This window comes from Microbacterium sp. CGR1 (assembly GCF_001266755.1).
In the GTDB taxonomy this organism is placed as follows: Bacteria; Actinomycetota; Actinomycetes; order Actinomycetales; family Microbacteriaceae; genus Microbacterium.
Window position 1 is genome coordinate 814,104 of record NZ_CP012299.1, and the last position, 26,584, is coordinate 840,687.

General features: G+C 68.0%; 24 protein-coding genes and 1 tRNA gene. 2 read left to right on the plus strand and 23 right to left on the minus strand.

Annotated features, from left to right (window positions below; all coding sequences use genetic code 11):
• Positions 1–20: 20 nt before the first annotated feature.
• The 3 genes from AKG07_RS03840 to polA all read right to left on the minus strand — a co-directional run bounded on the left by AKG07_RS03840 (position 21) and on the right by polA (position 5,521).
• Positions 21–1,055, minus strand: a complete 1,035-nt coding sequence (locus AKG07_RS03840) for an LLM class flavin-dependent oxidoreductase (protein WP_053096083.1) — start codon at positions 1,053–1,055, stop codon at positions 21–23.
• A gap of 53 nt (positions 1,056–1,108) precedes the next feature.
• Entirely contained in the window at positions 1,109–2,785 is a 1,677-nt protein-coding gene (locus AKG07_RS03845; RefSeq protein WP_053096084.1) for a DUF885 domain-containing protein, read from the minus strand.
• A 102-nt stretch (positions 2,786–2,887) separates the two neighbouring features.
• The gene (polA, locus tag AKG07_RS03850; protein ID WP_053096085.1) at positions 2,888–5,521 is read right to left on the minus strand and encodes a DNA polymerase I; all 2,634 of its coding nucleotides are present in this window, start codon (positions 5,519–5,521) and stop codon (positions 2,888–2,890) included.
• A gap of 45 nt (positions 5,522–5,566) precedes the next feature.
• On the opposite strand from polA, the gene AKG07_RS03855 reads away from it, so the two are divergent.
• Entirely contained in the window at positions 5,567–5,995 is a 429-nt protein-coding gene (locus AKG07_RS03855) for a hotdog fold thioesterase (RefSeq protein ID WP_053096086.1), read from the plus strand.
• Here AKG07_RS03855 and AKG07_RS03860 read toward each other — a convergent pair.
• Entirely contained in the window at positions 5,970–6,533 is a 564-nt protein-coding gene (locus AKG07_RS03860; protein ID WP_053096087.1) for a GNAT family N-acetyltransferase, read from the minus strand. The two genes, AKG07_RS03855 and AKG07_RS03860, sit on opposite strands and share 26 nt — an antisense overlap.
• Positions 6,534–6,536: 3 nt before the next feature.
• The gene (locus AKG07_RS03865) at positions 6,537–7,157 is read right to left on the minus strand and encodes an ANTAR domain-containing response regulator (RefSeq protein WP_042536652.1); all 621 of its coding nucleotides are present in this window, start codon (positions 7,155–7,157) and stop codon (positions 6,537–6,539) included.
• 101 nt (positions 7,158–7,258) lie between these two features.
• Between AKG07_RS03865 and AKG07_RS03870 the strand changes: the two genes are divergently transcribed.
• Positions 7,259–7,341 (plus strand) — tRNA-Leu (locus tag AKG07_RS03870).
• A 16-nt stretch (positions 7,342–7,357) separates the two neighbouring features.
• Here the strand turns inward: AKG07_RS03870 and AKG07_RS03875 are convergent.
• The 18 genes from AKG07_RS03875 to fmt form a co-directional block, all read right to left on the minus strand.
• A complete protein-coding gene (locus AKG07_RS03875) occupies positions 7,358–7,900 on the minus strand; it encodes a hypothetical protein (RefSeq protein WP_053096088.1) in 543 nt (180 codons plus the stop codon).
• Positions 7,901–7,973: 73 nt separating this feature from the next.
• The gene (locus AKG07_RS03880) at positions 7,974–8,633 is read right to left on the minus strand and encodes an esterase/lipase family protein (protein ID WP_230100793.1); all 660 of its coding nucleotides are present in this window, start codon (positions 8,631–8,633) and stop codon (positions 7,974–7,976) included.
• 140 nt (positions 8,634–8,773) lie between these two features.
• Positions 8,774–10,225: a pyruvate kinase gene (gene pyk, locus AKG07_RS03885; RefSeq protein ID WP_053096089.1), complete on the minus strand. Its 1,452-nt coding sequence runs from the start codon at positions 10,223–10,225 to the stop codon at positions 8,774–8,776.
• A gap of 55 nt (positions 10,226–10,280) precedes the next feature.
• Positions 10,281–11,747 carry a glutamate synthase subunit beta gene (locus AKG07_RS03890; protein WP_053096090.1) on the minus strand — a complete coding sequence of 489 codons (1,467 nt, stop codon included), beginning with the start codon at positions 11,745–11,747 and terminating at the stop codon, positions 10,281–10,283.
• Positions 11,740–16,263, minus strand: a complete 4,524-nt coding sequence (gltB, locus tag AKG07_RS03895; RefSeq protein ID WP_150115068.1) for a glutamate synthase large subunit — start codon at positions 16,261–16,263, stop codon at positions 11,740–11,742. Before gltB ends, AKG07_RS03890 begins: the two co-directional genes overlap by 8 nt.
• 135 nt (positions 16,264–16,398) lie before the next feature.
• A complete protein-coding gene (gene lgt / locus AKG07_RS03900) occupies positions 16,399–17,427 on the minus strand; it encodes a prolipoprotein diacylglyceryl transferase (RefSeq protein WP_053096092.1) in 1,029 nt (342 codons plus the stop codon).
• 10 nt (positions 17,428–17,437) lie between these two features.
• On the minus strand, positions 17,438–18,241 hold the full coding sequence (gene trpA, locus AKG07_RS03905; protein WP_053096094.1) for a tryptophan synthase subunit alpha: 804 nt from the start codon (positions 18,239–18,241) through the stop codon (positions 17,438–17,440).
• Complete coding sequence (gene trpB, locus AKG07_RS03910; RefSeq protein ID WP_053096096.1) at positions 18,238–19,506, minus strand: tryptophan synthase subunit beta; 1,269 nt, start codon at positions 19,504–19,506, stop codon at positions 18,238–18,240. The genes trpA and trpB overlap by 4 nt, the downstream gene beginning before the upstream one ends.
• Positions 19,506–20,276, minus strand: a complete 771-nt coding sequence (gene trpC, locus AKG07_RS03915; protein ID WP_053099114.1) for an indole-3-glycerol phosphate synthase TrpC — start codon at positions 20,274–20,276, stop codon at positions 19,506–19,508. Before trpC ends, trpB begins: the two co-directional genes overlap by 1 nt.
• Before the next feature lie 2 nt (positions 20,277–20,278).
• The gene (locus tag AKG07_RS03920; protein ID WP_053096098.1) at positions 20,279–20,524 is read right to left on the minus strand and encodes an HGxxPAAW family protein; all 246 of its coding nucleotides are present in this window, start codon (positions 20,522–20,524) and stop codon (positions 20,279–20,281) included.
• A gap of 48 nt (positions 20,525–20,572) precedes the next feature.
• The gene (locus AKG07_RS03925) at positions 20,573–21,163 is read right to left on the minus strand and encodes a Trp biosynthesis-associated membrane protein (RefSeq protein WP_053096100.1); all 591 of its coding nucleotides are present in this window, start codon (positions 21,161–21,163) and stop codon (positions 20,573–20,575) included.
• Positions 21,160–21,519 carry a phosphoribosyl-AMP cyclohydrolase gene (gene hisI, locus AKG07_RS03930; RefSeq protein WP_053096102.1) on the minus strand — a complete coding sequence of 120 codons (360 nt, stop codon included), beginning with the start codon at positions 21,517–21,519 and terminating at the stop codon, positions 21,160–21,162. Before hisI ends, AKG07_RS03925 begins: the two co-directional genes overlap by 4 nt.
• Positions 21,516–22,277 (minus strand): imidazole glycerol phosphate synthase subunit HisF, encoded by a 762-nt coding sequence (gene hisF / locus AKG07_RS03935; protein WP_053096104.1) that lies wholly within the window; start codon positions 22,275–22,277, stop codon positions 21,516–21,518. The genes hisI and hisF overlap by 4 nt, the downstream gene beginning before the upstream one ends.
• Positions 22,277–23,119 (minus strand): ATP phosphoribosyltransferase, encoded by an 843-nt coding sequence (hisG, locus tag AKG07_RS03940; protein ID WP_053096106.1) that lies wholly within the window; start codon positions 23,117–23,119, stop codon positions 22,277–22,279. Before hisG ends, hisF begins: the two co-directional genes overlap by 1 nt.
• Positions 23,120–23,157: 38 nt before the next feature.
• Entirely contained in the window at positions 23,158–23,421 is a 264-nt protein-coding gene (locus AKG07_RS03945; protein WP_017202142.1) for a phosphoribosyl-ATP diphosphatase, read from the minus strand.
• On the minus strand, positions 23,418–24,098 hold the full coding sequence (gene rpe / locus AKG07_RS03950; RefSeq protein ID WP_053096108.1) for a ribulose-phosphate 3-epimerase: 681 nt from the start codon (positions 24,096–24,098) through the stop codon (positions 23,418–23,420). Before rpe ends, AKG07_RS03945 begins: the two co-directional genes overlap by 4 nt.
• Before the next feature lie 3 nt (positions 24,099–24,101).
• A complete protein-coding gene (locus AKG07_RS03955; RefSeq protein WP_233277320.1) occupies positions 24,102–25,664 on the minus strand; it encodes an RsmB/NOP family class I SAM-dependent RNA methyltransferase in 1,563 nt (520 codons plus the stop codon).
• Positions 25,661–26,581: a methionyl-tRNA formyltransferase gene (fmt, locus tag AKG07_RS03960; protein WP_053096110.1), complete on the minus strand. Its 921-nt coding sequence runs from the start codon at positions 26,579–26,581 to the stop codon at positions 25,661–25,663. Before fmt ends, AKG07_RS03955 begins: the two co-directional genes overlap by 4 nt.
• Positions 26,582–26,584 lie beyond the last annotated feature (3 nt).

The following is a 26,584-nucleotide window of genomic DNA, read 5'->3' on the forward strand; positions in this document are numbered from 1 at the left end:
TCGCGCTGCCGAGTCCCGCGTCAGTCCTGGGCGGCCAGCAGCTTGCGCACCCGAGGGATGACCTCGGACCCGTAGAGCTCGATGCTGCGCATCATCGAGTCGTGCGACAGCGTGCCGGTGGCGTACTTCATGTCGAAGCGCCCGAGTCCGAGCGTCGTGACGGTGTCGGCGATCTTGGCCGCGACCCGGTCGGGAGAACCGACGTAGAGGGCACCCGCGGGACCGACGTCGTTCTGGAACCGCGCCCGGCTGTAGGGAGGCCACCCGCGCTCGCGACCGATGGTGTTGTTCATCGCCTCGAAACCGGAGTACGCGGCCTCCCACGCCTCCTCGTCGGTATCGGCGATGTGACCAGGCGAGTGCACCGCGATCGGATGCGACGTCGTGCCGAAGGACGCAATCGAGCGGTGGTAGAGGTCGACGAACTGACGGAATCGCCCCGCAGGACCTCCGATGATCGCGAGCATCAGGCCCAGTCCGTGGCGGGCGACCCGCACGACGGATTCGGGGCTGCCGCCGACACCCACCCAGGTGCGCAGACCGTTCTCCGTCTTCGGGAAGACATTCGCGTTCTCGAGCGATGCGCGCATCGAGCCGGACCAGGTCACCGGCTCCTCCTTGAGGAGCTCGACGAAGAGGTCGAGCTTCTGCTCGAAGAGCGCGTCGTAGTCGCGGAGGTCGTATCCGAAGAGCGGGAAGGACTCGATGAACGATCCGCGCCCGAGCACGACCTCGGCGCGTCCGTTGGAGAGCGCGTCGAGTGTCGAGAACCGTTCGAAGACGCGCACCGGGTCGTCGGAGGAGAGCACGGTGACGGCGGTGCCGAGGCGGATGTTCTCTGTGCGCCCTGCGATGGTGGCGAGCACCATCTCCGGGGACGACACCGCGAACTCCTCGCGGTGGTGCTCCCCCACACCGAAGAAGTCGACACCGACGCTGTCGGCTCGCTCCGCCTGCTCGACGATGTTGCGGATCGTCTGCGCGCCGGTCAGGAGCTCGCCGTCGTTGCCTCTCGTGATGTCTCCGAAGGTGTCCAGTCCGAACTCGATGCTCATGTCAGCCCTTTCTATTCAGCTGAATAAACAGCGCACACGGGCGGCGCATTCCCTCAGCGATTCAGAAGTGCCGTGCGGAGCGTGTCGAGTCCGACCCCACCCATGTCGAGCGCGCGCTTGTGGAACTCCTTCACATCGAAGTCCGCGCCACGCTCCGCCTGATACGCATCGCGCACCTGCTCCCAGATGCGCTGCCCGACCTTGTACGACGGAGCCTGCCCAGGCCAGCCCAGATACCGGTTGACCTCGAACTGCACGAACTGATCGGACATGTTGACGTTCTTGCGCATGAAGTCCAGGGCGTAGTCGGCATCCCACGTGCCCTGACCGTCGAGACGAGGTTTGCCGAGGTGCACACCGATGTCGAGCACGACGCGGGCTGCGCGCATCCGCTGACCGTCGAGCATGCCGAGCCTGTCCGCCGGGTCGTCGAGGTAGCCGAGCTGCTGCATCAGACGTTCGGCGTACAGCGCCCATCCCTCGGCGTGTCCCGACGTCCCTGCGAGCAGACGGCGCCAGGAGTTGAGCTCCGCGCGGTTGTAGACCGCCTGGGCAATCTGCAGGTGGTGCCCCGGGACGCCCTCGTGGTAGACGGTCGTCAGTTCCCGCCAGGTGTCGAACTCGGTGACGCCTTCGGGCACCGACCACCACATCCGGCCGGGGCGCGAGAAGTCGTCGGTGGGGCCGGTGTAGTAGATGCCGCCCTCCTGCGTCGGAGCGATCATGCACTCGAGGGTGCGGATCGCCTCCGGGATGTCGAAGTGCGTCGCGCCGAGCTCTGCGACGGCACGGTCGCTCGTCTCCTGCATCCAGCGCTGTAGAGCATCGGTGCCCACGAGCTTGCGGGACGGGTCGGCCTCGAGATGGGCGACAGCCTCTTCGACGGTGGCTCCGGGCAGGATCTCGTTCGCGATCGCGGTCTGCTCCGCGACCATGCGGGCGAGTTCTTCACGGCCCCATTCATAGGTCTCGTCGAGGTCGATCGTCGCTCCGAGGAAACGTCGCGAGTTGAGCGCGTAGAGTTCTCGGCCGACGGCGTCCGTCTCAGTCGCTGCCGGTGCCAGCTCGTCAGCGAGGAAGCTGCGGAGCTCGTCGTAGGCGACCCGAGCGGCGGCCGAGTTGTCAGCCAGAGTACGGGCGAGCGATGCGGGGAGATTGCCTTCCTGAGGCGCTGCCTCGGCGACGAATGCAGCGAAGAATCCGTCGTCGGCGGTATAGCGATCGATCTGCGTCGCGACTTCCACGACCTGACGGCGTGCGGGGGTCACTCCGGCGGCGATGCCTGCACGGAGGGTCTCGGTGTAGCCCCGGAGCGCATCAGGGACCGCGGCGAGGCGGGTGGCGATGACGCTCCAGTCGTCCGCCGTCGCGGTGGGCATCAGGTCGAATGCCGACCGCACGTCCTGCGCCGCCGACGCGATGACGTTCAGGTCGCGCAGGTGCCAGTCGGCATCGTGCAGTTCGAGGTCGAGACTCAGCTCGGCGGCCAGATCGGTCTTGGTGACCTCATCGATCGCGTCCACGGGTTCGAGCGCTTCGAGCGCGGCGAGGGTCGAACGAGTCGCTCGCACGATCTCCTCGTGCCCCTCGGGGCTCAGGTCGCCGAAACGGTCGTTGACGTCGTCCCGGCCGATGTAAGTGCCGAGCGTCGGAGCGAGCACCGCGATGGTGTCGACCCACTCATCGGCGACTCTGTCGATGGCAGACGGTGTGCGAGAGGAAGAGGTCATCCCTCCAGCGTAGCCCTGCGCCCCGGCGCAGGATATTGGTACCCGTCGCCGGGGCTGTCGGCCCTCGCGGTCGCATCCGTCGTCACGGACGCGCGGTCGGAATCAGTGCGCCGCCTCGTTCCAGTCCTGCCCGCGCCCGACCTGCACGTCGAGCGGCACGGTGAGATCCGCCGCATCGCCCATGCGAGTCCGAACGATCCGCTCGGCCGCGTCCCACTCCCCCGGTGCGACCTCGACGACGAGTTCGTCGTGGATCTGCAGCAGCGCACGCGAGGCGAGTCCCTCCGACCTGAGGTCTTCGTGGATGTGCAGCAGCGCGATCTTCATGATGTCGGCCGCGCTGCCCTGGATCGGTGCGTTGAGCGCTGCGCGCTCTGCGTTCTCGCGCAGCACGCGGTTGGGGCTCGCGAGGTCGGGGAAGGGTCGCCGCCGTCCGAAGATGGTCTCGGTGTAGCCGACCTCTTTGGCCTTCATGACAGATGCCCGGAGGTAGTCGCGTACCGCTCCGAACCGCGCGAAGTACTCGACCATCAGCTGCTTCGCCTCGGACTGCTCGATGCGGAGCTGCTTCGACAGGCCGAACGCGGAGAGACCGTAGACGAGGCCGTAGGACATCGCCTTCACCTTCGTGCGCATCGCGGACGTCACCTCGCTCGGTTCGACCCCGAACACTCGCGCGCCGACGAAGCGGTGGAGGTCCTCACCGCTGTTGAACGCCTCGATGAGGCCTTCGTCGCCGGACAGATGGGCCATGATGCGCATCTCGATCTGCGAGTAGTCGGCGGTGAGCAGCGACTCGTACCCCTCTCCCACCTGGAACGCGCTGCGGATGCGACGCGACTCCTCGGTGCGCACCGGGATGTTCTGCAGGTTCGGGTCTGTGCTCGACAGGCGCCCGGTCTGGCTTCCGGTCTGCACATACGTCGTGTGCACACGGTGATCGGTTCCGATCGCGGTGTCGAGCGACTCGATGATCTGACGGAGCTTCGTGGCCTCACGGTGCTGCAGCAGCAGACCGAGGAAAGGATGCGGATGCGACTCCTGGAGATCGGCGAGCACCGCAGCATCCGTGGAGTATCCGGTCTTCGTCTTGCGGGTCTTGGGCAGCTGCAGGTCGTCGAACAGCACCTCCTGGAGCTGCTTCGGAGATCCGAGATTGAACTCGCGACCGACGATCCCGAACGCCTCCTGTGCGAGGCGGTCCGCGCGCGTCGCCAGCTCGCCCGAGAACGTCGAGAGGACGTCGTGCGACACCGCGACTCCCGCGACCTCCATGTCGGCCAGGGTGAGCAGGGTCGGAAGCTCGATGCCGGTGAGCACAGCGGCGACCGACTCGGGGATGTCGTCACGCAGAGCCGTGGCGACGCGGAGCGCGAACCAGGCCTCCTGCGATGGGGTGGCGCCCTCCGTCTCCGGCACGAGCTGCGAGGGATCCGCCTCGGGCAGCTTCTCTCCGAGATACCGTTCGACGAGGTCGGACAGGGTCTTGTCGGGGAAGCTCGGTCGCAGCAGCCAGCCGGCGAGACTGGTGTCGTAAGCGAGTCCCTGGAGTCGGATGCCGAGGCGCAGCAGCGCCTTCACCTGGGGCTTCGCATCATGCAGCACCTTGGGGCGCGTCGACTCGAGCCACGGTCTCAGCACCTCGATGTCGTCATCGTTCCAGTCGAGTTCGCGGAGCTCGCTCGCGGTCGCGGCGCCGAGACGCGTCGGTGCCCCGCCCTGCACGACGATACGCAGTGCGACGTCGCCCGTCTGCGCGTCGGCCCAGCTGACGAACTCTGCTGCGGTGACCTGCGTCGGTTCGGGCAGCACCACCGTCGCGGCCGGATCGTCGGCGACCTCACCGGCGCCGACTGCTTCGAAGACACGGGGCAGCAGGGTGCGGAACTCGAGGCGGGCGAAGATGTCGCGCACGGCCTGAGCGTCGATCGGGGCGACCGCGAGGTCGTCGGGAGCGACGGGAAGCTCGACGTCGCGCAGCAGTCGGTTGAGCCGACGGTTACGGCGCACGTCCTCGATGTGATCGCGCAGGTTGCCGCCCACGACCCCCTTGATCTCATCGGCTCGCTCGAGCAGGTCGTCGAGCGAACCGAACTGCGTCAGCCACTTGACGGCGGTCTTCTCCCCCACCTTGGGCACGCCGGGGAGATTGTCGCTCGTCTCGCCCACGAGAGCCGCGATATCGGGATACTGCTCGGGCCGCACTCCGTAGCGTTCCTGCACGGTCACCGGGTCGTAGCGCTTGAGCTGCGAGACGCCCTGCACGGACGGGTACAGCAGCGTGACGTCGTCGGTGACCAGCTGGATCGTGTCGCGGTCTCCGGAGACCACCAGGACGTCGTATCCCTGCTCCGCGCCCTGCGTCGAGAGCGTCGCGAGGATGTCGTCGGCCTCGAAGCCCTCTTTGGTGAGCACCGGGATCGACATCGCCGCGAGGCAGTCCTGCAGCAGCGGGATCTGACCCCGGAACTCCTGCGGGGACTCCGACCGCGTCGCCTTGTATTCGGGGTACTGATCGGTGCGGAACGAATGACGGGAGGTGTCGAACGCGATCGCCATGTGCGTCGGCTGCTCGGCCTTGATGAGGTTCACCAGCATCGACAGGAAGCCGTAGATGGCGTTCGTGTGCTGATTGTCCTTCGTCGTGAAGTTCTCGACCGGGAGGGCGAAGAAGGCACGATAGGCGAGCGAATGGCCGTCGACGACCATGAGGGTAGGCTTTGCGGAGTCCGTCACCCTGTCAGCCTAACGAGGACGACAGACACCCGCTGAGGAGGAACCATGAGCGACACCGCCACCAGTGCAGGACTCGACTGGGCGACAGCCCGCGGAATGGGTGCTCTCGCTCAGAAGATGGGCATGGAGTTCCTCGAATTCACCACCGAGCGATGCGTCGCGACGCTCCCGGTCGAGGGGAACACACAGCCCGTCGGCCTCATGCACGGCGGTGCCTACGTGGTTCTCGGCGAGTCGCTCGGCTCGATGGCGGCGAACCTGCACGCCGGCCCGGGCCGACTCGCGGTCGGGGTGGACATCAACGCCACCCACACGCGCTCCGCCACGTCGGGTGTCGTGACGGGCGTCTGCACACCCGTCCATCTCGGCCGCAGCATCACCGTGCACGAGATCATCGTGACCGACGATCAGGGGCGTCGTTGCTCGACCATCCGGATCACCAACATGATCAAGGACGCTCCCGCGGCAGGCTGAGCGGCTCGACCAGCAGCAACTGGAACAGCAGGTGATCCTGCCACTCCCCCGCGATGCGCAGGTACTGCGACGCGATTCCGATGCGCTCGAAGCCGTTGTCGGCGAGCACACGCTGTGAACCAGAGTTGTGCAGGAGGGTCGCTGCCTGCAGCCTGTGCAGCTGCACCTCGTCGCGGGCGTACTCGGCGACCCGGTGGACGCCGCGGGAAGCGAGTCCCCGCCGCAGACGCGTCCTGTCGGCCCAGTAGCCCAGATCCGCATTCCAGAAAGCCCCGCGGACGATGTTGTTGAGGTTGATCCTTCCGCGGATCTCCCCATCGGACGACTCGATCACGAACCGGATGTTCCGACCGGCCGACGCTTCGATGACGCACTGCTCCGCATGGAACTCCTGCCACTCCGGAGTGAAGAACTCCGGAGCCCTGAGCGGTTCCCACGGCGCGAGATGGTCACGATTCGCGGAGTACGCTCTCGCGAGGGCCGCGCCGTCGCCGATCCGGACCGGACGCAGAACATGCTCTGCGTCGAGTGGAAGCAAAGGCTACTTCTTCGGAGCGAGCTGCTCGATGATCGCCTTCGCCACGTCCTGCATCGTCAGACGGCGGTCCATCGATGCCTTCTGGATCCAGCGGAACGCCTCGGGCTCGGAAAGGCCCATCTTCTCGTTGAGCAGTCCCTTGGCCCGGTCGACGAGCTTGCGGGTCTCGAAGCGCTCGACCATGTCGGCGACCTCGGCCTCGAGCGTGATGATCTGCTCGTGGCGAGCGAGAGCGATCTCGATGGCGGGCAGCAGGTCGTTCGGCGTGAACGGCTTGACCACATAGGCCAGGGCGCCGGCCTCGCTGGCCCGTTCGACGAGTTCCTTCTGGCTGAATGCCGTGAGGAGGACGACGGGTGCGATGTTGCCCTTGTGCAGCTTCTCGGCGGCGCTGATGCCATCGAGCTGCGGCATCTTGACGTCCATGATGACGAGATCGGGGCGCAGCTCGGTCGCCAGCGCCACGGCGGTCTCTCCGTCGCCGGCCTCACCGACGACATCGAAGCCGTTGTCGCGAAGGATCTCGACGATGTCGAGACGAATCAGCGACTCGTCCTCGGCGACGACGACGCGTCGGGGTGCGGATGACGTGGGCTGCTCGGCTGCCTGTTCTTGCTCGGTCACAGATCCATCCTAGTGGAGAGCGCCTCTGAGGTCCCCCGATGCCGCGGCGCGTGAGGATCGACACTGATCCGCTGCGCTAAAGTCGAAGACGCGACACACGAGCCGGCGTGGCGGAATGGCAGACGCGGAGCACTCAAAATGCTTTGTCCGAAAGGGCGTGTGGGTTCGAGTCCCACCGCCGGCACATCAGAGAACAGCCCTCAGACGAGTGACCAGATCTCATCGTCGATGAGGAGGTAGCGATCCAGTGCGGGCCGCATGGCCGCGTGCAGTTCGCGCTCCGCGACGGCAGGATGCTCTGCGAGCACGACCCGTGTCGGCACCGCCGCACGGATGATCGCGTCGAGGTTCTCGTCGGAGGCGTCAACCGGGGCTCCGTCACGCAGCACGGGCATGTAGGTGCCGCCACCGTAGATGCGGGCTCCGTCGTCCGCCGCGATCGTCTCGGCGATGCGCGTCTGCGCGAGCGGCACCGGCACGCACGCGATCGCGTCGCACGTTCGGAATCGACGCTTGAGGCGGTAGCGGACTCCGATGCTGCCGGGCTTCGCCGACGTCATCGGATCAGCCATCACCGCAGCAGGGTCGACCGGGGCCACCGAACGACCCGCACCGGGCACGCCGCACGGCGGCCGGGCGCTGTCGAGGCGCGCGTCCGTGGCGGGTTCGATGGTCGCTTCATCCATGGGCACGGCGCCCGCGTGGTCTGTCACGGCGTGCGCCAGCCCCAGAGTATCCGTCATGCGCTGAGAATCCGTCATGTCGCGGCGCCGACCGGTCCCGAGACGGTGCCCGCGGGCGCCGAGGCCGAGCGGCTCAGGGTTCGGAGAGAGACGCGACCTCGCCGAGGACGCGAGGATCCGCGAGGATCCGGAAGTGCCCGCCTGTGTCGAGCCGGACGTTCCGGCGCGCACCCGGCAGTTCGCTGCCCTCGGGGATATGCGGATCGAAGGTGGCGTACACCGATACGATCCGTTCGTTCACGTCCTGATGCCGAGCGAGCTCCACGATCGAGGGGTGCGAGGGGGCGAAGGCCCACAGGGACGGGACAGGGAGTATCCGTGCGTACCGCGAACCACCGAAAGGAGTCGCGACCGCCAACATGGCGCGTACTCGAGTCCCCGCCGGGCCGGCCATCGCGAGCTTGCCCGCGAGTCCACCCTTGCTGTGCGCGACGAGCAGCACGTCGGACAGGTCCGCGCGCTCGAGGAAGGCCGTCACGACCCGCGCTGCATCCCGCACGGGACGCTGATTGCGTCTCAGGGCATCGACCACGTAGATCGGATGGCCGCGATCATGCAGGGCCGTGATCAGCGGTTGCATGAAGCGCCATGTCTCGTAGACCCCGGGAAGGATGACGATCGGAGCGGCATGGCCCCCGGCGAACGAAGACGGATCGCGGCGATCGAAGGCCGAGCGCACCTGCCAGTAGGCGGCATAGGCGTAGTCCGCGATCCACCAGCGGGCCCGTCTCACGAGATCGATGATGTCCCCTCCCCCGGTCGCCACCGCGCAGCATCCGTCACGCCAGACGATACCAACCGCCAGGCACCCCCGGGCGACGGATACGACGAAGGGGCGGAACCGTGGCTCCGCCCCTTCGCCTCATGCCTGGATCAGACCGTGGCTTCCTTGTAGATCGGAGCCGCGCCGTTCACGGCGTCTCCGACCTTGTGCACGCGGATGTCGTTGGTCGAGCCGACGATTCCGGGAGGGGAACCGGAGATCACGACGACCTTGTCACCCTCGACGGCGAGGCCGCTGCTGAGCAGATAGTCGTCGACCTGCAGATACATCAGGTCCGTGTGCTGGACCATGTCGACGAGCTTCGAGCGGATGCCCCAGGTGAGCGCCATGCGACGGCGGATGCTCGGCTCGGGTGTGAACGCGATCATCGGGATGCGCGAGCGCAGACGCGAGAGACGACGCGCCGAGTCACCCGACTGGGTGAACACGCAGAGGAACTTCGCGTCGACGAACTCGGCCACCTCGAGAGCGGCGAGAGTGATCGCACCACCCTGCGTGCGCGGCTTGTTCGTCAGCGGAGCGATGCGCTCGAGTCCGTGCTCTTCGGTGGACTCGATGATGCGAGCCATCGTCTCGACGACGACGACCGGGTAGTCACCCACGCTGGTCTCGCCCGAGAGCATCACGGCATCCGCGCCGTCGAGCACGGCGTTGGCGACGTCGGAGGTCTCGGCACGCGTCGGCACCGGGCTGTTGATCATCGACTCGAGCATCTGAGTGGCGACGATGACGGGCTTCGCGTTGCGGCGTGCCAGTTCGACAGCGCGCTTCTGGACGATCGGCACGGCCTCCAGAGGCAGCTCGACACCGAGGTCGCCACGGGCGACCATGATCGCGTCGAACGCGTCGACGATCTCCTCGAGAGCGTCGACGGCCTGCGGCTTCTCGACCTTGGCGATGACGGGGACCTTGACGCCCTCTTCTGCCATGATCTCGTGCACGCGGCTGACGTCTTCGGCGTTGCGGACGAACGACAGGGCGATGAGGTCGGCGCCGATGCGCAGGCCCCAACGGAGGTCGTCCTCGTCCTTCTCGCTGAGCGCGGGGACGTTGACGGCGACGCCGGGCAGGTTGATGCCCTTGTTGTTCGAGACGGCGCCCGCGACGATCACGCGCGTCGTGACGGTGACTCCGTCGGTCTCGACGACCTCGACGCGGACCTTGCCGTCGTCGATCAGCAGGAAGTCGCCCGGCTTGACGTCGTTGGGCAGGCCCTTGAACGTCGTGCCCGAGATCTCCTTGTTGCCGATGATGTCTTCGGTCGTGATCTTGAAGATGTCGCCTTCGGCGAGCTCGTAGGGACCGTTCTCGAACTTGCCGAGACGGATCTTCGGCCCCTGAAGGTCGACGAGGATGGCGACGGCGCGGCCCGCATCGTCGGCAGCGCGACGGACGTTGGCGTAGTTGTTCTCGTGCACGGAGTAGTCACCGTGGCTGAGGTTCAGACGGGCGACGTCCACTCCGGCGTCGATGAGTGCACGCACGGTCTCGTACGTGGAGGTGGCGGGGCCCAGGGTGGCGACGATTTTCGCGCGTCTCAAAGATTGCTCCAGGGTAGTGGGGGATGGAAATCAGGCGACGGTGCCGCCGCTCAGCCTACGCGGGCTGGAGACCGATAGCGACTTCATGTGGTCGCACCGGCTCGGGCAGCACGGTGGTCCCCATGAGGAATCGGTCGACGTTCGCCGCAGCCGCGCGGCCCTCGGCGATCGCCCAGACGATCAGCGACTGTCCGCGACCGGCATCGCCGGCAACGAAGACGCCGGGAACCGTGGACTCGTAGCTGTCATCACGTCGGAAGGCACCGCGGTCGGTCACCTGCGGGAGGGTGTCCTCGGAGTAGCCGTCCTGCTCCGGGCCGGTGAAGCCCATCGCGATCAGTACGAGATCTGCGGGGATCTCGCGCTCCGTCCCGCTCTTGGGAACCCGGCGGCCGTCGATGAACTCGGTCTCGGCGACGCGGAGCGCGCGCACCTCGCCCACATCGTTCGAGAGGAATTCGACGGTCGAGGCGAGGAAGACCCGCTCGCCGCCCTCTTCATGTGCCGAGGAGATCTCGAACAGCGTCGGCATCATCGGCCAGGGCTGGTGGCCCGGTCGCTCGGTGCCTGGCTGCTTGCCGATCGCGAGGTTCGTGACGCTGATCGCGCCCTGACGGTGTGCGGTGCCGATGCAGTCCGCACCGGTGTCACCGCCGCCGATCACGATGACGTGCTTGCCCTCGGCGGTGATCTGCTCCGGCACCTTGTCACCGGCGACCGCGTGGTTCGACTCGACCAGGTACTCCATCGCGAAGTGCACTCCGTCGAGGTCGCGACCGGGGATCGACAGGTCGCGCGGAACCGTGGAACCGGTGGCGATCACGATGGCGTCGTAGCGGGCGCGGAGGTCGGCCCACGAGATGTCCTTGCCGATCTCTACTCCGGCGCGGAAGCGTGTTCCCTCTTCCTGCATCTGGCGAAGGCGCGACTCGAGCTGCCCCTTCTCCATCTTGAAATCGGGGATCCCGTAACGCAGCAGGCCGCCGATGCGGTCGTCGCGCTCGAACACCGCGACCGTGTGACCGGCGCGCGTGAGCTGCTGAGCAGCGGCGAGACCGGCAGGGCCGGACCCGACGACCGCGACGGTCTTGCCCGTCAGGCGGGCCGGTGGCTGCGGTTCGACCCAGCCCTTGGCGAACGCCTCGTCGATGATCGAGACCTCGATCTGCTTGATCGTGACAGGAGGCTGGTTGATGCCGAGCACGCAGGAGCTCTCGCACGGTGCCGGGCACAGGCGACCGGTGAACTCCGGGAAGTTGTTGGTCGCGTGCAGGCGATCGATCGCCGCACGGCCCTCGCCGCGCCAGGTCAGGTCGTTCCACTCGGGGATCAGGTTGCCCAGCGGGCAGCCCTGATGACAGAACGGCACGCCGCAGTCCATGCAGCGACCTGCCTGCCGCTTCAGGACGGCCTGGTCGCCGGGCTCGTAGACCTCTTTCCAGTCCATGATGCGCACCGGCACCGGGCGACGCGGGGGAAGCTCACGTTCTGTGACCTTCAGAAAACCTTTGGGATCAGCCACCGGTCACCTCCAGGATGCGGTTCCAGACGATGTCGCCGTCGGGGTCGATGCCCTCAGCGACTGCTTCTTCGCGCATGCTGCGGACTGCCGCGTAGTCGCGAGGAAGCACCTTCGTGAACTGGCCTGCGGTCTCATCGAACCGTGCCAGGATGTCGGAGCCGAGCGGCGAGGCCGTGCGCTCCACGTGTGCCGCGATCAGGCTCCGCAGCACTTCGAGGTCGGCTCGGTCGAGCGGTTCGAGTCGGAGCTCGCCGCTGCCGAGCGACTGGGCGTTGATCTTGCCGCTGTCGAGCGAGTGGATGTAGGCCACTCCCCCGGACATGCCGGCGCCGAGGTTGCGACCCGTCGAGCCGAGGATCACCGCGACGCCGCCCGTCATGTACTCGAGCGCGTGGTCGCCCACTCCCTCGACGACGGCGGTCGCGCCGGAGTTGCGCACGAGGAATCGCTCGCCGACCACCCCGGAGAGATACATGGTCCCGGACGTCGCGCCGTAGCCGATCACGTTGCCGGCGATCACGTTCTCGTGCGGAGCGATGGCAGCCCCGCGAGCGGGACGGATCGAGATGTCGCCGCCCGAGAGCCCCTTGCCGACGTAGTCGTTCGCGTCGCCCTCGAGTCGAAGCACGATCCCAGAAGGCAGGAAAGCGCCGAGCGACTGACCGGCGGTGCCGTGCAGCGTGACGTCGATGGTGCCGCTGGGAAGCCCCGCGGCGCCGTGTCGGGAGGTGACCTGGTGACCCAGCATCGTCCCGACGGCGCGTTCGGTGTTCGCGATCGGCAGCTCGACCACCACCGGTTCGCCGTTGAGGAGCGCCGGCTTGGCGATGTCGATGAGCTGCACGTCGAAGTGCTTCTCGAGCTCGTGATCCTGCGTGCGGCGGCTGCGACGCGGCTCGCTCGCCGGGAATGCCGGTCCCTCGAGCACGGGGCTCAGGTCGAGGCCCTCCGCCTTCCAGTGCTGGAGTGCGGCGTTCGCCTCGATCAGCTCAGTGCGGCCGACGATCTCATCGATCGAGCGGTAGCCGAGCTCGGCCAGGATCTCGCGCACCTCTTCGGCGATGAACTCCATGAAGTTCACGACGAACTCCGGCTTGCCGGTGAAGCGCTCGCGCAGCACGGGGTTCTGCGTCGCGACGCCCACCGGGCAGGTGTCGAGGTGGCAGACGCGCATCATGATGCAGCCGCTGACGACGAGCGGAGCCGTCGCGAACCCGAACTCCTCCGCGCCCAGCAGAGCGCCGATGATGACATCGCGTCCCGTCTTGAGCTGGCCGTCGACCTGCACGACCACGCGGTCGCGCATGCCGTTGAGCATCAGCGTCTGCTGGGTCTCGGCGAGCCCGAGCTCCCACGGCGTTCCCGCGTGCTTGAGCGAGTTCATCGGGCTCGCCCCCGTGCCGCCGTCGTGGCCTGAGACCAGGATGACGTCGCTCAGCGCCTTCGCGACACCCGCCGAGACCGCGCCGATGCCCGACTGGCTGACGAGCTTCGTGTGGATCCGCGCCTCGGGGTTGGCCCGCTTCAGGTCGAAGATGAGCTGCTTCAGGTCTTCGATCGAATAGATGTCGTGGTGCGGCGGGGGCGAGATGAGTCCCACACCGGGTGTTCCGCCGCGCGTGCGCGCTACCCACGGATACACCTTCTGCGGAGGCAGCTGACCGCCCTCGCCGGGCTTCGCACCCTGGGCGAGCTTGATCTGGATGTCGTCGGCCTCGGTGAGGTACAGGCTGGTGACGCCGAAGCGTCCCGAGGCGACCTGCTTGATCGCGCTGCGGCGCTCGGGATCGAGCAGACGGTCGGCATCCTCCCCGCCCTCACCCGTGTTGGACTTGCCGCCGAGCCTGTTCATGGCGATCGCGAGAGTCTCGTGTGCCTCTTTCGAGATCGATCCGTAGCTCATCGCGCCGGTCGAGAACCGCTTGACGATCGCCGAGACCGGCTCGACCTCGTCGAGCGGCACGGGCTTGCGCGTACCGGTCCGCAGCGAGAACAGACCGCGCAGCGTCTTGAGCTCCGCCGCCTGATCGTCGACCATCCTGGTGTACTCGCGGAAGATGTCGTAGCGGCGCTCGCGTGTGGCGTGCTGCAGCTTGAACACCGTCTCCGGGTTGAAGAGGTGCGGGGAACCGTCGCGACGCCACTGGTACTCGCCACCGGTCCAGAGGCGCTCGTGAGCGCGAGCAGCCTCATCCTCCGGGTAGGCGTAATCGTGACGAGCCTGATTCTCGATGAAGATCTCTTGGATCCCGATGCCGCCGAGCTTCGACTCGGTGCGGGTGAAGTACTTGTCGATGAACTCCTCGCTCAGACCGACGGCCTCGAAGACCTGTGCGCCGGCGTACGACGAGACGGTCGAGATGCCCATCTTCGACATGATCTTCAGAACGCCCTTGCCGAGCGCGTAGATCAGGTTGCGGACGGCCTTCTCGGGGCTGATGCCGGTGATGTAGCCGGTGCGCACCAGGTGCTCCACGGTCTCCATCGCGAGGTACGGGTTCACGGCCGACGCGCCGTATCCGATCAGCGTCGCGACGTGATGCACCTCGCGGACGTCACCCGCCTCCACGATCAGACCGACCTTCATGCGGTTCTCACGACGAATCAGGTGGTGATGGATGGCCGAGACCATGAGAAGCGAAGGGATCGGGGTCAGATCCTTGTTCGAGTCGCGATCCGACAGGATGATGAACTCGGCACCGCTCTCGATGGCCTCATCGACCTCGTCGCACATCTCGGTCAGACGCTTCTCGAGCGTGTTAGAGCCGGCGTCGAAGTGGTACAGGCCCCTGATCGTCACGCTGGAGCGATCGGGAAGAGCCTTGTCGATGTGACGGATCTTCGCGAGCTCGTCGTTGTCGATGACCGGGAAGTCGAGCGACACCGTGCGCGTGTGGTCGGGACCCCAGGTGAGCAGATTGCTCTCGGGGCCGAGACCGAGCTTCAGACTCGTGACGACCTCTTCGCGGATCGAGTCGAGCGGCGGGTTGGTCACCTGCGCGAACTGCTGAGTGAAGTAGTCGAAGAGCAGGCGGGGACGCTTGCTGAGCACCGCGATCGGAGTGTCGGATCCCATCGCGCCGAGAGGCTCGACACCGTTCTGGCCCATCGGGGTCAGCAGGATGCGCACCTCCTCCTCCGTGTAGCCGAAGGTGCGCTGACGGCGGGTGATAGATGCGGGCGGGTGCACGATGTGCTCCCGCTCGGGGAGGTCGGCGAGCCGCACGGAACCGGCATCCAGCCATTCCTGCCACGGGTGCATGGTCGCGAGATCGTGCTTGATCTCCTCGTCTTCGATGATGCGTCGCTGCGACGTGTCGACGAGGAACATCTTGCCGGGCTGCAGGCGTCCGCGACGCTTGATCCGCTCGGGTTCGAAGGTGAGCACACCGGTCTCCGAGCCGATGACGATGAGGCCGTCGGTCGTCTCGGTCCAGCGCCCGGGGCGGAGCCCGTTGCGGTCGAGGGTCGCGCCGACGACGGTGCCGTCGGTGAAGATGAGCGCCGCGGGGCCGTCCCAGGGCTCCATCTGGTTCGAGTGGTACTCGTAGAACGAACGAAGCTCCGGAGAGATGTCGGACTGCTTCTCGTATGCCTCGGGGACCATCATCATGATGGCGTGCGGCAGGCTGCGACCGGTGAGGGTGAGCAGCTCGAGCACCTCGTCGAACGACGCGGAGTCGCTGGCACCGTCGGTGCAGATCGGCAGCAGCGGCGCGACGTCGCCCAGCAGCTCGGATTCGAGCTGCGACTGGCGAGCCCGCATCCAGTTGCGGTTGCCGCCGACCGTGTTGATCTCGCCGTTGTGCGCGAGCATGCGCAACGGCTGAGCGAGCGGCCAGGAGGGGAACGTGTTCGTGGAGTAGCGGGAGTGCACGACCGCGAGCTCTGACATGAAGCGCTCGTCCTGCAGGTCGGGGTAGAACGGCTCGAGCTGCAGCGTCGTGACCATGCCCTTGTAGCCGAGAGTGCGGGCGGACAGCGTCACGAAGTAGGCGCCGAGCTCGTGACCGGCGCGCTTGCGCAGTCGGTATGCGACGCGGTCGAGGGCGATGCCGGTGAGCGGGGCGTCCGAGTGCGTCGCTCCCCCGGCGCTCACGAAGAGCTGCTCGAAGGCGGGACGCGCCTCGTCGGCGAGCTTTCCGAGGTTGTCGTTGACCGTCGGAACCTCGCGCCAGCCGAGGACGCGGAGTCCCTCCGAGCGGGCGATCTTCTCGATGCCGGCCTTCTGCTGGCGGCGCTCGCTGGAATCGCGCGGCAGGAATGCCAGGCCCGCGGCGTACTCGCCGACCGGGGGCAGTTCGAAGTCGGTGACGGCGCGCAGGAACGCGTCCGGCATCTGCGTCAGGATGCCCGCGCCGTCTCCGGTGCCGGCATCCGAGCCGATCGCCCCGCGGTGCTCCAGGTTGCGCAGCGCTTCGAGCGCGAGCGCGATGATGTCGTGGCCCGCCTCGCCGCGGAGGGTCGCGACCATGGCGAGGCCGCAGGCGTCCTTCTCGAACGCCGGGTTGTACATGCCCTGCTTCGGGGGGTAAGCGCCGGAAGCGCCGTAGGGAGGCTGAAAATACACCAGTACCGTCCTCAGATCTTCGGATGACCCGGGGGCGTCATTGGCCGGGTGGATGCGATGGGGTCCGCACGGACCGGTGGGCTATCGAGCGCCTTCCGAGTCCGTGGGAGCGGTGCTTGTGGCGCTGGCTCCTGCGGCGACTTCTTCGGACGGAGGCTCACTCACGTCCACGAAATCGGAGGGATTGTTCTGCGATTCTACATCAGCGTCGAGGTCCTTCCGGCCGCGGCCGGGCTGGTAGGGCGACGGCTCGAGACCGGGGTGACGGCGAGACTGGACGATGAGGATCGCGATGCCCACGATGATGCCGATGATGGCGGCCCACACGTTGCTGCGGAGACCCAGGATGATCTCGCTCGGATCGATGCGGATCGACTCCCAGACCACACGTCCGGCGCTGTACCAGATGAGGTAGATGGCGAAGAGCTTTCCCCACTGGAACGCGGTCGCCTTGCGGCTCAGCCAGAGCAGCACGATCACGCCGAGACCGTTCCAGATCACCTCGTACAGGAACGTGGGGTGGAAGAGCGTGCCCTCGGGAAGGCCGGGAGGGAACGCGGAGTTGTCGGAGGGGATCTCGAGGCCCCACGGCAGGTCGGTGGGCAGACCGTAGAGCTCGTTGTTGAACCAGTTGCCGAAACGGCCCATGGCCTGTGCGAGCAGGAGCCCGGGTGCCAGTGCGTCGGCGAAGGTCCAGAAGCGGATGCCGGTCCAGCGGCATCCGAGGTACGCGCCCACCGCGCCGCCGATGAGGGCGCCGAAGATGGCGATACCGCCCTCCCAGATGGCCCAGACGGATCCGGGTTCGAAGGGGTTCCAGGTGTTCCTGCCCTCGCCGAAGTAGAAGTTCGGGTGGGTCAGGACGTGGAAGATGCGCGCGCCGATGATGGCGAGCGGAACGGCGAGGATCGAGATGTCGATCACGACCCACGGCTCTGCACCGCGCTTGGTGAGGCGGTGGTTGGTGAGCAGTACCGCCGCGATGATGCCGGCGATGATGCAGAGCGCGTAGAAGTGGATCCGGAGCGGGCCGAGGTCGATGTAGGAGACCGTGGGGCTCGGGATGCTGGCGAGCACGCCGCTGAAGGTGCTGTGGAGCGCGAGGGACATGAGTGCGATTCTAGTTCTCGTGTACGGGGCGTGCCGACGACGTGCCGACCGCCAGGTTTCGGGTGACCTCTGCGAGGGCGGGGATGCCGCCGTCGCGGAGGGCGCGGACGAGTGCGGTGCCGACGATGGCGCCGTCCGCGTATTCGGAGACTCCGGCGATCTGCTCGGCGGTCGAGATGCCGATCCCGACGCAGGCGCGGATGTCGCCGTGCTCGCGAAGGCGTCCGACCAGGGTGCGCGCAGCGCGGTCGAGCTCGGTGCGCTCACCGGTGATGCCCATGGTCGAGACGGTGTAGACGAAGCCGGTGGACGACTTCACGACGAGGTCGAGGCGCTCGTCGGTCGAGGTGGGCGCGGCGAGGAAGACGCGGTCGAGGCCCGTGCGCTCGCTCGCTGCGATCCACTCCCCTGCCACGTCAGGGGTGATGTCGGGCGTGATCAGGCCCGCTCCCCCCGCGGCCAGCAGGTCGTCCGCATAGCGATCGACGCCGTACTGGAACACCGGATTCCAGTACGTCATGACCAGGACGGGCACATCGGTGGCGTCGGTGATCGCGCGCACGGCCGTGAAGAGGTCCTTCATCTTGAAGCCGTTCGCGAGAGCCGCGGTGGTCGCCTCCTGGATCACGGCGCCGTCCATCACCGGGTCGCTGTAGGGCGGTCCGAGCTCGATGATGTCGACGCCGTTCTCGGCGAGGGCGATGGCGGCGCGGATGCTCGTCTCGAGGTCGGGGTAGCCGACGGGGAGGTATCCGACGAAAGCGCTGCGGCCCGCGTCATGGGCGGCGGCGATCGCCTGTTCGACGCGGCTCACAGCTCCGGCTCCCCCTTCGACGCGGCTGCTTCGGCGTCGCTCTCGTCGGCGACATCGTGCGCGAGCGCCTCGGCGTCGTAGAGGTCGAAGTAGCGGGCTGCGGTGTCCATGTCCTTGTCGCCGCGACCCGACAGGCAGATCGCGAGCACGGCGTCCGGACCCATCTCACGTCCGAGGCGCAGGGCGCCCGCGAGGGCGTGGGCGGACTCGATGGCGGGGATGATGCCTTCGGTGCGGCTCAGCAGGCGCAGCGCCTGCATGGCCTCGTCGTCGGTCGCCGGGATGTACTCGGCGCGACCGATGTCGGCGAGCCAGGAGTGCTCCGGGCCCACGCCCGGGTAGTCGAGACCTGCGGAGATCGAGTGCGACTCGACCGTCTGGCCGTCTTCGTCCTGGAGGACGTAGGTCTTCGCGCCGTGCAGGATGCCGGGACGCCCACGCTCGATGGAGGCCGCGTGGCGAGGTGTGTCGACGCCGTCGCCGGCCGCCTCGACTCCGTAGAGCTTCACGCCGGCGTCGTCGAGGAACGCATCGAACATTCCGATCGCGTTCGAGCCGCCTCCGACGCACGCGATGACCGCGTCAGGCAGCCGGCCGACCTCGTCGAGCAGCTGCTGGCGAGCCTCTTCGCCGATGATCTTCTGGAAGTCCCGAACCATCGCGGGGAACGGGTGCGGCCCCGCCGCGGTGCCGAAGATGTAGTTGGTCGTCTCGACGCTCGCCACCCAGTCGCGGTACGCGTCGTTGATCGCGTCCTTCAGCGTGCGCGATCCGGAGGTGACCGCGATCACCTCGGCGCCGAGCAGTCGCATCCGCGCGACGTTGAGCGCCTGGCGCTCGGTGTCGACCTCGCCCATGTAGATGGTGCAGTCGAGGCCGAAGAGAGCGGCAGCGGTAGCCGTGGCGACGCCGTGCTGGCCTGCCCCCGTCTCGGCGATCACGCGGGTCTTGCCGAGGCGCTTCGTCAGCAGCGCCTGCCCCAGCACGTTGTTGATCTTGTGCGAGCCGGTGTGGTTGAGGTCCTCGCGCTTGAGGAACACTCGCGCTCCGCCGGCGTGCTCGGCGAACCGGGCGACCTCGGTGAGCGGCGACGGGCGCCCGGCGTAGGAGCTGAGCAGAGACGCCAGCTCGTCGCGGAAGACCGGATCGACGATCGCGTCGGCGTATGCCGCCGAGAGCTCGTCGATCGCGGCGATCAGCGACTCGGGCATGTAGCGTCCGCCGTAGTCGCCGAACAGTGGACCGTGCTGGTCTCGCAGGCTCATCACGCCTCCAGGAAGCTCTTGAGTGTGGCGACCGGGTCGCCCGTGACGAGCGCCTCCCCGATCAGGACGACGTCAGCGCCCGCTGAGCGGTAGTGCCTGACGTCTTCAGGTGTGAGGACCGCGGATTCCGCGATCTTGACCGCGGTCTCAGGGATCCGGTCGACGAGACGGCCGAAGAGATCGCGGTCGAGCTCGAGGGTCTTCAGGTCGCGCGCATTGACGCCGATCAGCGATGCCCCGAGATCGATCGCGACCTCGAGCTCGTCGGCCGAGTGCGTCTCGACGAGCGGCGTCATGCCGAGCTCGGTGATGAAGCCGAAGAGCTCACGGAGCACATGCGGCTCGAGCCCCGCGACGATCAGCAGCACGAGATCGGCACCGGCGGCTCGTGCTTCGAGGACCTGATATCGATTCGCGATGAAGTCCTTGCGCAGCACGGGAAGGGACACGCGCGCGGTGACGGCTTCGAGATCGGCGAGGCTGCCGCCGAACCGGCGTTCCTCGGTCAGGACGCTGATCGCCGACGCGCCGCCCGTCTCGTACAGCGACGCCTGGAAAGCGGGATCCGGGATCTCGGCCAGGGCGCCACGCGACGGGCTCGCGCGCTTCACCTCGGCGATGATCTTCACGCGCTCGGCGGGAGCGAGGAACGCCAGGGCGTCCTTGGCGGCGGGGCGTGCGAGAGCATCGCGTTCCACCTCGGCCAGTGGCCTGGTGAGAGCGCGACGCTCAGCGTCTGCGACTGCGCCGGCCGTGAGGTCGGCGAGCACCATTAGTGCGCCTTCGGCGAGTACTTGGGGCCCTTCACGCCGTAGCCGGCCCTCGCGAGCAGCCAGCCCACGAGCGCGCCGATCGGGATGATGGCCGCGCCGACCCAGATCAGGGCGACCCAGACGGGGCTGAACTCGGCGAGGCAGAACGCCAGCGTGCCGATCGTGAAGCCGGCGAGCATGATGATGACGCCCGTCCATGCGGCAGGCGAGTGTCCGTGGCCGGGGTCAGCGATCGGGTTGGTCATGGTCTCCTCCGGGGGACGACGTGCTGGTTCGAGTCAAGTCTATCGGGGTCATCGGGTCGGGTCGGTTCCGCGAGACAGGTCGTCCCACGAATCGATCGCGTCCACGGGGCCGGCGGTCGCGTCCACATGTGCGGCATCGGTGCGGTAGCGGCGGCCGCCGCGCTTCCAGCGGCGCCACGTGACGAGCACGACGAGGGATGCCGCGAGCAGGATGACCCAGCCGATGAGCGTCATGACGGGCCAGGCGGAGAGCTCGATGCCGGCGACCACGTCCGTGATCGCCGAGCTCCCGGCGAGACCGGTCGTCTCGGTGACGGTGGGGCCGACGGCGCTCAGCGGCTCGGTCAGCACCAACTGGAGCGTCGTCCACCCGAGGAAGAGCGCGGCAGCGGTGGCGAGCACGCCGAAGATCAGCCGGAGCACGGGACCGACGATCGAGAGCGCGATGCCGAGCGCCAGCACGGCGAGGCTGAGAGGCGCGAGCAAGGGCAGCGCGGACGCCCCTGGCACGAGGATCGCCTCTCCCGCATCGGTGCGCGCGACGGTCAGCCAGGTCTGCGTCGACGAGATGATGCCGATCGCACCGGAGAGGAGGAACCCCGAGACGGCGATCGACCGGCCTCTGCGTGCGAGCGTCATTCTGCGGAGCCCCCCTCGACGGCACGCAGGTCGGTCGTGTCGAAGCAGGTGCGCGTGCCCGTGTGACAGGCCGGTCCCGTCTGGTCGACACGGAGCAGGATCGCATCGCCGTCGCAGTCGAGCCGCGCCTCGTGCACCACCTGGATGTTGCCCGAGGTGTCGCCCTTGCGCCAGTACTCCCGGCGGGATCGAGACCAGTAGACCGCACGTCCGGTGGTGAGGGTACGTCGCAGCGCCTCGGCATCCACCCAGGCGAGCATCAGGACCTCTGCAGTGTCCCACTGCTGCACGATCACCGGTGCGAGACCGTCGTCATTGAAGGCGACCTGCGCGATGCGCTCTTCGACGTCGCTCATCGGACGAGCACTCCTTCCGCACGCAGTGCATCCTTCACGTCGCCGACCGTGAGCGCGCCGGTGTGGAACACGCTGGCTGCCAGAACCGCATCCGCCCCGGCCTTGATCGCCGGAGCGAAGTCTGCGGCCTTGCCTGCTCCGCCCGACGCGATCACGGGCACCGAGGCTGCCTCGCGCATCAGCTTCACCAGCTCGAGATCGAAGCCGTCTCGCGTGCCGTCGGCGTCGATCGAGTTGACGAGCAGCTCGCCCGCGCCGCGTTCAGCGGCCTCTCGCGCCCAGTCGAGTGCGTCGAGGGTGGTCTGCGTGCGTCCGCCGTGGGTGGTGACCACGAAGCCGGATGCGGTCGTGTCGGCCCGCTTGACATCGAGCGACAGCACGAGCACCTGCGCCCCGAAGCGGTCGGCGATCTCGCCGATCAGCTCGGGGCGCGCGATCGCAGCGGAGTTCACACCGACCTTGTCGGCTCCGACGGACAGCAGGCGTGACACGTCGTCGACGCTGCGGACTCCCCCGCCGACCGTCAGCGGCACGAACACCTGCTCGGCGGTGCGCTGGACGACGTCGTAGGTCGTCGCGCGTGCATCGACCGTCGCGGTCACGTCGAGGAAGGTGATCTCATCGGCGCCCTGCGCCGCGTAGTGGCGGGCAAGCTCGACCGGGTCGCCCATGTCGCGCAGGTTCTCGAAGTTGACTCCCTTGACGACGCGGCCGGCGGCGACGTCGAGGCAGGGGATGACGCGACTCGCGAGCGCCATCAGAGCCTCGCGTTGTGGATCGCCGTGACGAGGATCGCTCGGGCACCGAGAGCGTAGAGCGCATCCATCACGGGGTTGACCCGCGCGCGGGCCACCATGACCCGCACCGCGACCCACTCGGGGTCGCGCAGGGGCGAGACGGTGGGAGACTCGATGCCGCCGGCGATCTTCACGGCGTCGTCGAGCAGAGCGAGCGGCAGGTCGTAATCGATCATCACGAACCGGCGGGCCACCATGACGCCGCGGAGACGGCGGAGAAGCGTCTCGGATCCCTCGGCATCCTGCGGACCGGCGATCAGCACGGCCTCGGACTGCAGGATCACGGGACCGAAGACGTCGAGCCCCGCTTGACGCAGTGTCGTGCCCGTCTCGACGACGTCAGCCACGGCGTCGGCCACACCGAGGCGCACGGCGGACTCCACCGCACCGTCGAGCGGCACGAGGTCGACCGCGATTCCGCGCTCATCGAGGAACGCGTCGACGAGACCGGGATACGACGTCGCGATGCGCAGACCGTCGAGCTCGGACACCTCGGTGTAGCGCCCCGAGGGCGCGGCGAAGCGGAACGTCGAGCCGGCGAAGCCGAGCGCCTCGATCTCGCGGGCGCCGGGCATGCGGGCGTCGAGAAGCAGGTCGCGACCGGTGATGCCGACATCGATGGCGCCGGAGCCGACGTACGTCGCGATGTCCTTCGGACGGAGGTAGAAGAACTCGACGTCGTTGTCGCTGTCGACGACGTGGAGCGTCTTGGGGTCACGGCGACCGGCGTAGCCGGCCTCCGCGAGCATGTCGGCGGCCGTCTCGGAGAGAGAGCCCTTATTGGGAACAGCAATGCGCAGCATGGGATGCCTTCAGATCGAAGCGAGTGGGGCGGAGCGCTTCACAGATGTCGGTAGACGTCCTGCAGGCTCAGGCCCTTCGCGAGCATCATCACCTGCACGTGGTACAGCAGCTGCGAGATCTCCTCTGCAGCGGCCTCGTCGGACTCGTACTCGGACGCCATCCAGACCTCGGCAGCCTCCTCGACGATCTTCTTGCCGATCGTGTGCACGCCGCCGTCGAGCTCTGCAACCGTGCCTGATCCCTCGGGGCGGGTCTCGGCCTTGACGCTGAGCTCGGCGAACAGCTCGTCGAAAGTCTTCACGATTCCAGGCTAGCGGCTCTGGCGCGGTCTCTGAGCCGGGTGACGGCCGCCTCGACGTCGTCGGCGCCGTAGACCGCGGATCCTGCGACGAAGGTGTCTGCGCCGGCGGCGGCCGCCGCCTCGATCGTCGCATCGGAGATCCCGCCGTCGACCTGCAGCCAGACGTTCGACCCTCGCCGCTTCGCCTCGTCGGCGAGAGCGCGCAGCTTCGGCATCGTCTCGGGCATGAATCCCTGCCCGCCGAACCCTGGTTCGACGGTCATCACGAGGATCTGGTCGAACTCCTCGAGCACGCTGTAGAGACCGTCCGCGGGTGTGTCCGGCTTGATCGCCACTCCGGCCCTCGCCCCGATGCTGCGCAGAGTGCGGGCCAGCGAGATCGGATCGGCGGCGGCCTCGAGGTGGAAAGTGACGCTCGCGGCACCGAGCTCCGCATACGCGGGAGCCCACCGCTCGGGGTCGGTGATCATCAGATGCACGTCGAGCGGGATCGGGCTGGTCGCCTGGATCCGCTCGACCATCTGCGGCCCGAACGTGAGGTTCGGGACGAAGTGGTTGTCCATGACGTCGACATGCGCGAAGTCGGCAGTGGCGATCTTGGCGAGATCACGCTGCATGTTCACGAAGTCGGCGGCCAGGATGCTGGGGTTGATGCGCGGTGCGCGGGGCAGGTCCACTCTCTAGTCTCCTTGCTCGGCGCTGGCGTCGCGCTGATCGGTGTCGGCTCGTCGGAGGAGCGCGAGGAACATCGCATCGGTCCCGTGCCGGTGTGGCCACAGCTGGACCCGCCCGGTGCCGTCGCTGCCGAGATCGATCGGTGAGGTCACGACACCCTCGAGGACCGCACGCGCATCGAGCTCGGTGATGTCGGTGCGGCCACGGAGCACCTCCTGGACGACGCCCGTTGTCTCGGCGAGATGCGGCGAGCAGGTCGCGTACGCGACGATGCCGCCGGGCGCCAGCGCGTCGAGGGCCGCCGAGAGCAGTTCGACCTGCAGCGGCACCAGCTCGGCGACATCACCGGGGGTCTTGCGCCATCTCGCCTCGGGCCGCCGCCGCAGAGCCCCGAGTCCCGTGCACGGCGCATCGACGAGGATGCGATCGAACTGGCCCGCGTGGGAGGTGCCGAACGTGCGGCCGTCCTCTTCATGGACCACGACATCGGCAGGCACGGCGCGCAGGGCGTTGCGGACGAGTCGCGCACGGGTGGGCACCACCTCGTTCGCCTCCAGCGACACATCGTGCTGTCGCGCGATCGCGGCGAGCAGCGCCGTCTTGCCGCCGGGGCCTGCGCACAGGTCGAGCCAGCGTTCGCCGGAACGGATCGGCGCAGCTTCGGCGAGAGCCAGTGCGACGAGCTGCGACCCTTCATCCTGCACACGCACCGTGCCGCCCGAGGAGGCGATCACGTGGTGCGGGTCGCCGCCCGGAGATCCGTAGGCCGTCGGCGCATACCGTCGACGTGGCTCCCCGGGCTCGGCGAGGCCGGGCAGAGCGACGAGAGTGACCTCGGGCGAGGCGTTGTCGGCGTCGAGGAGGTCGTCGAGCTCCTCGACGCGACCTTCAGCGGCCAACGCGCGACGCAGGGCACGGATGACCCAGACGGGGTGAGCGGAGCGCAGCGCCAGCCGCTCGTCGTCCGACCGCGCGGAGGACTCGATGCGCTGCTCCCACTCCCCCGGCGTCTCGCGGGAGATTCGCCTCAGCACGGCGTTCGCGAAGCTGGATGCACCGCGGCCCTGGGTGGCGGCGACGATGTTCACCGACTCGTTGACGGCCGCGTGCGACGCGACGCGGGTCGCGAGCAGCTGATGGGTCGCGAGTCTCAGCGCGTCGAGCACACCGGCGTCGATCTCCTCGACAGGCCTGTCGGCGGCCGCGGCGATGATCGCGTCATACGTTCCGCGGCGTCGCAGTGTGCCGTAGGCGAGTTCTGTGGCGAGAGCGGCGTCCTGTGGAGTGAGTCCTGCGTCCGCGATCGCGGCCGGAAGGATCAGGTTCGCGTAGGCATCCGATTCCGACACCGCCCGCAGCACGTCGTAGGCCACGCGCCGCGCAGGCTGCACCGTGCGCTGCGGCGCCGTGCGCTGCGGGCCGCGGGACTGTCCGTCGCGCTTCCCGCCCCGAGCCTGGCCGTCACGTGGACGCTGATCGCGCGGCGTGCTCGGTCCCGAACGGGATCCGCGGCCGGACTCGCCGCGACGCGGCTCGCGACGTGCGCCGTCGTCCTGCCGCCCGCTCATGCGCCGGCTCGCAGGTTCTCGGTGTCGCGCTGCCCGCGCCACCAGTCGACCGCGCTCATCGCGCCCTTGCCCGAGGGCTGCACACGCGTGACCGCGAGCGGGGCCGAGGCCGTTCCGATGAGGAGAGCGGACTTGGTCGCGGTGAACGCGCCCGGCGCGAGGGCGACGTCGCTTTCCGAGGGAGTGGCCTCCAGCACCTTGAGGCGGATCCCGTCGACGGTCGTGTGGGCGCCCGGTTCGGGGGTGACTCCACGGAACCGCGCGAACACCTCGCTGAGCGGGCGGCTCCAATCGAGCAGACCATCGTCGAGAGTCAGCTTCGGGGCCAGCGACGCCTCCCCCTCCTGGGGCACTGCGCGCGCAGTGCCGTCGGCGATGGCCGCGACCACTTCCGCCGTCAGTTCGGCGCCATCGAGAGCGAGTGCGTCGAGTGCGGCATCCGCCGTCGCCTCGGGAGCGACCGCGACGACCCGCGTCGCGAAGACATCACCGGCATCGAGCGCGGGAACGAGCTGGAACACACTGGCACCCATCTGCGCATCGCCATTGATCAGTGCGCGCTGCACGGGTGCGGCACCGCGCCACTGCGGGAGGAGCGAGAAATGCAGATTGATCCAGCCCTTCGTCGGTGCGGAGAGCAGCGGCTCGCGAACGAGTCCGCCGTACGCCACGATCACACCGAGCTCGACACCGAGCGCGGTGATGGCGGCCGTCGCGTCGTCGTCGAGGCGAGCCGCCTTGATGACCGGCAGTCCGAGCTCGTCGGCGGCGTGAGCGACAGGCGACGGCGTGAGCAGCCGCTTGCGGCCCAGCGGCGCGTCCGGGCGGGTGACGACCGCAGCGATGTCGTGCTCGGCCGCGAGGCGGCGGAGTGTGGGGACGGCTGCCGACGGTGTGCCGGCGAAGACGAGACGCATGAA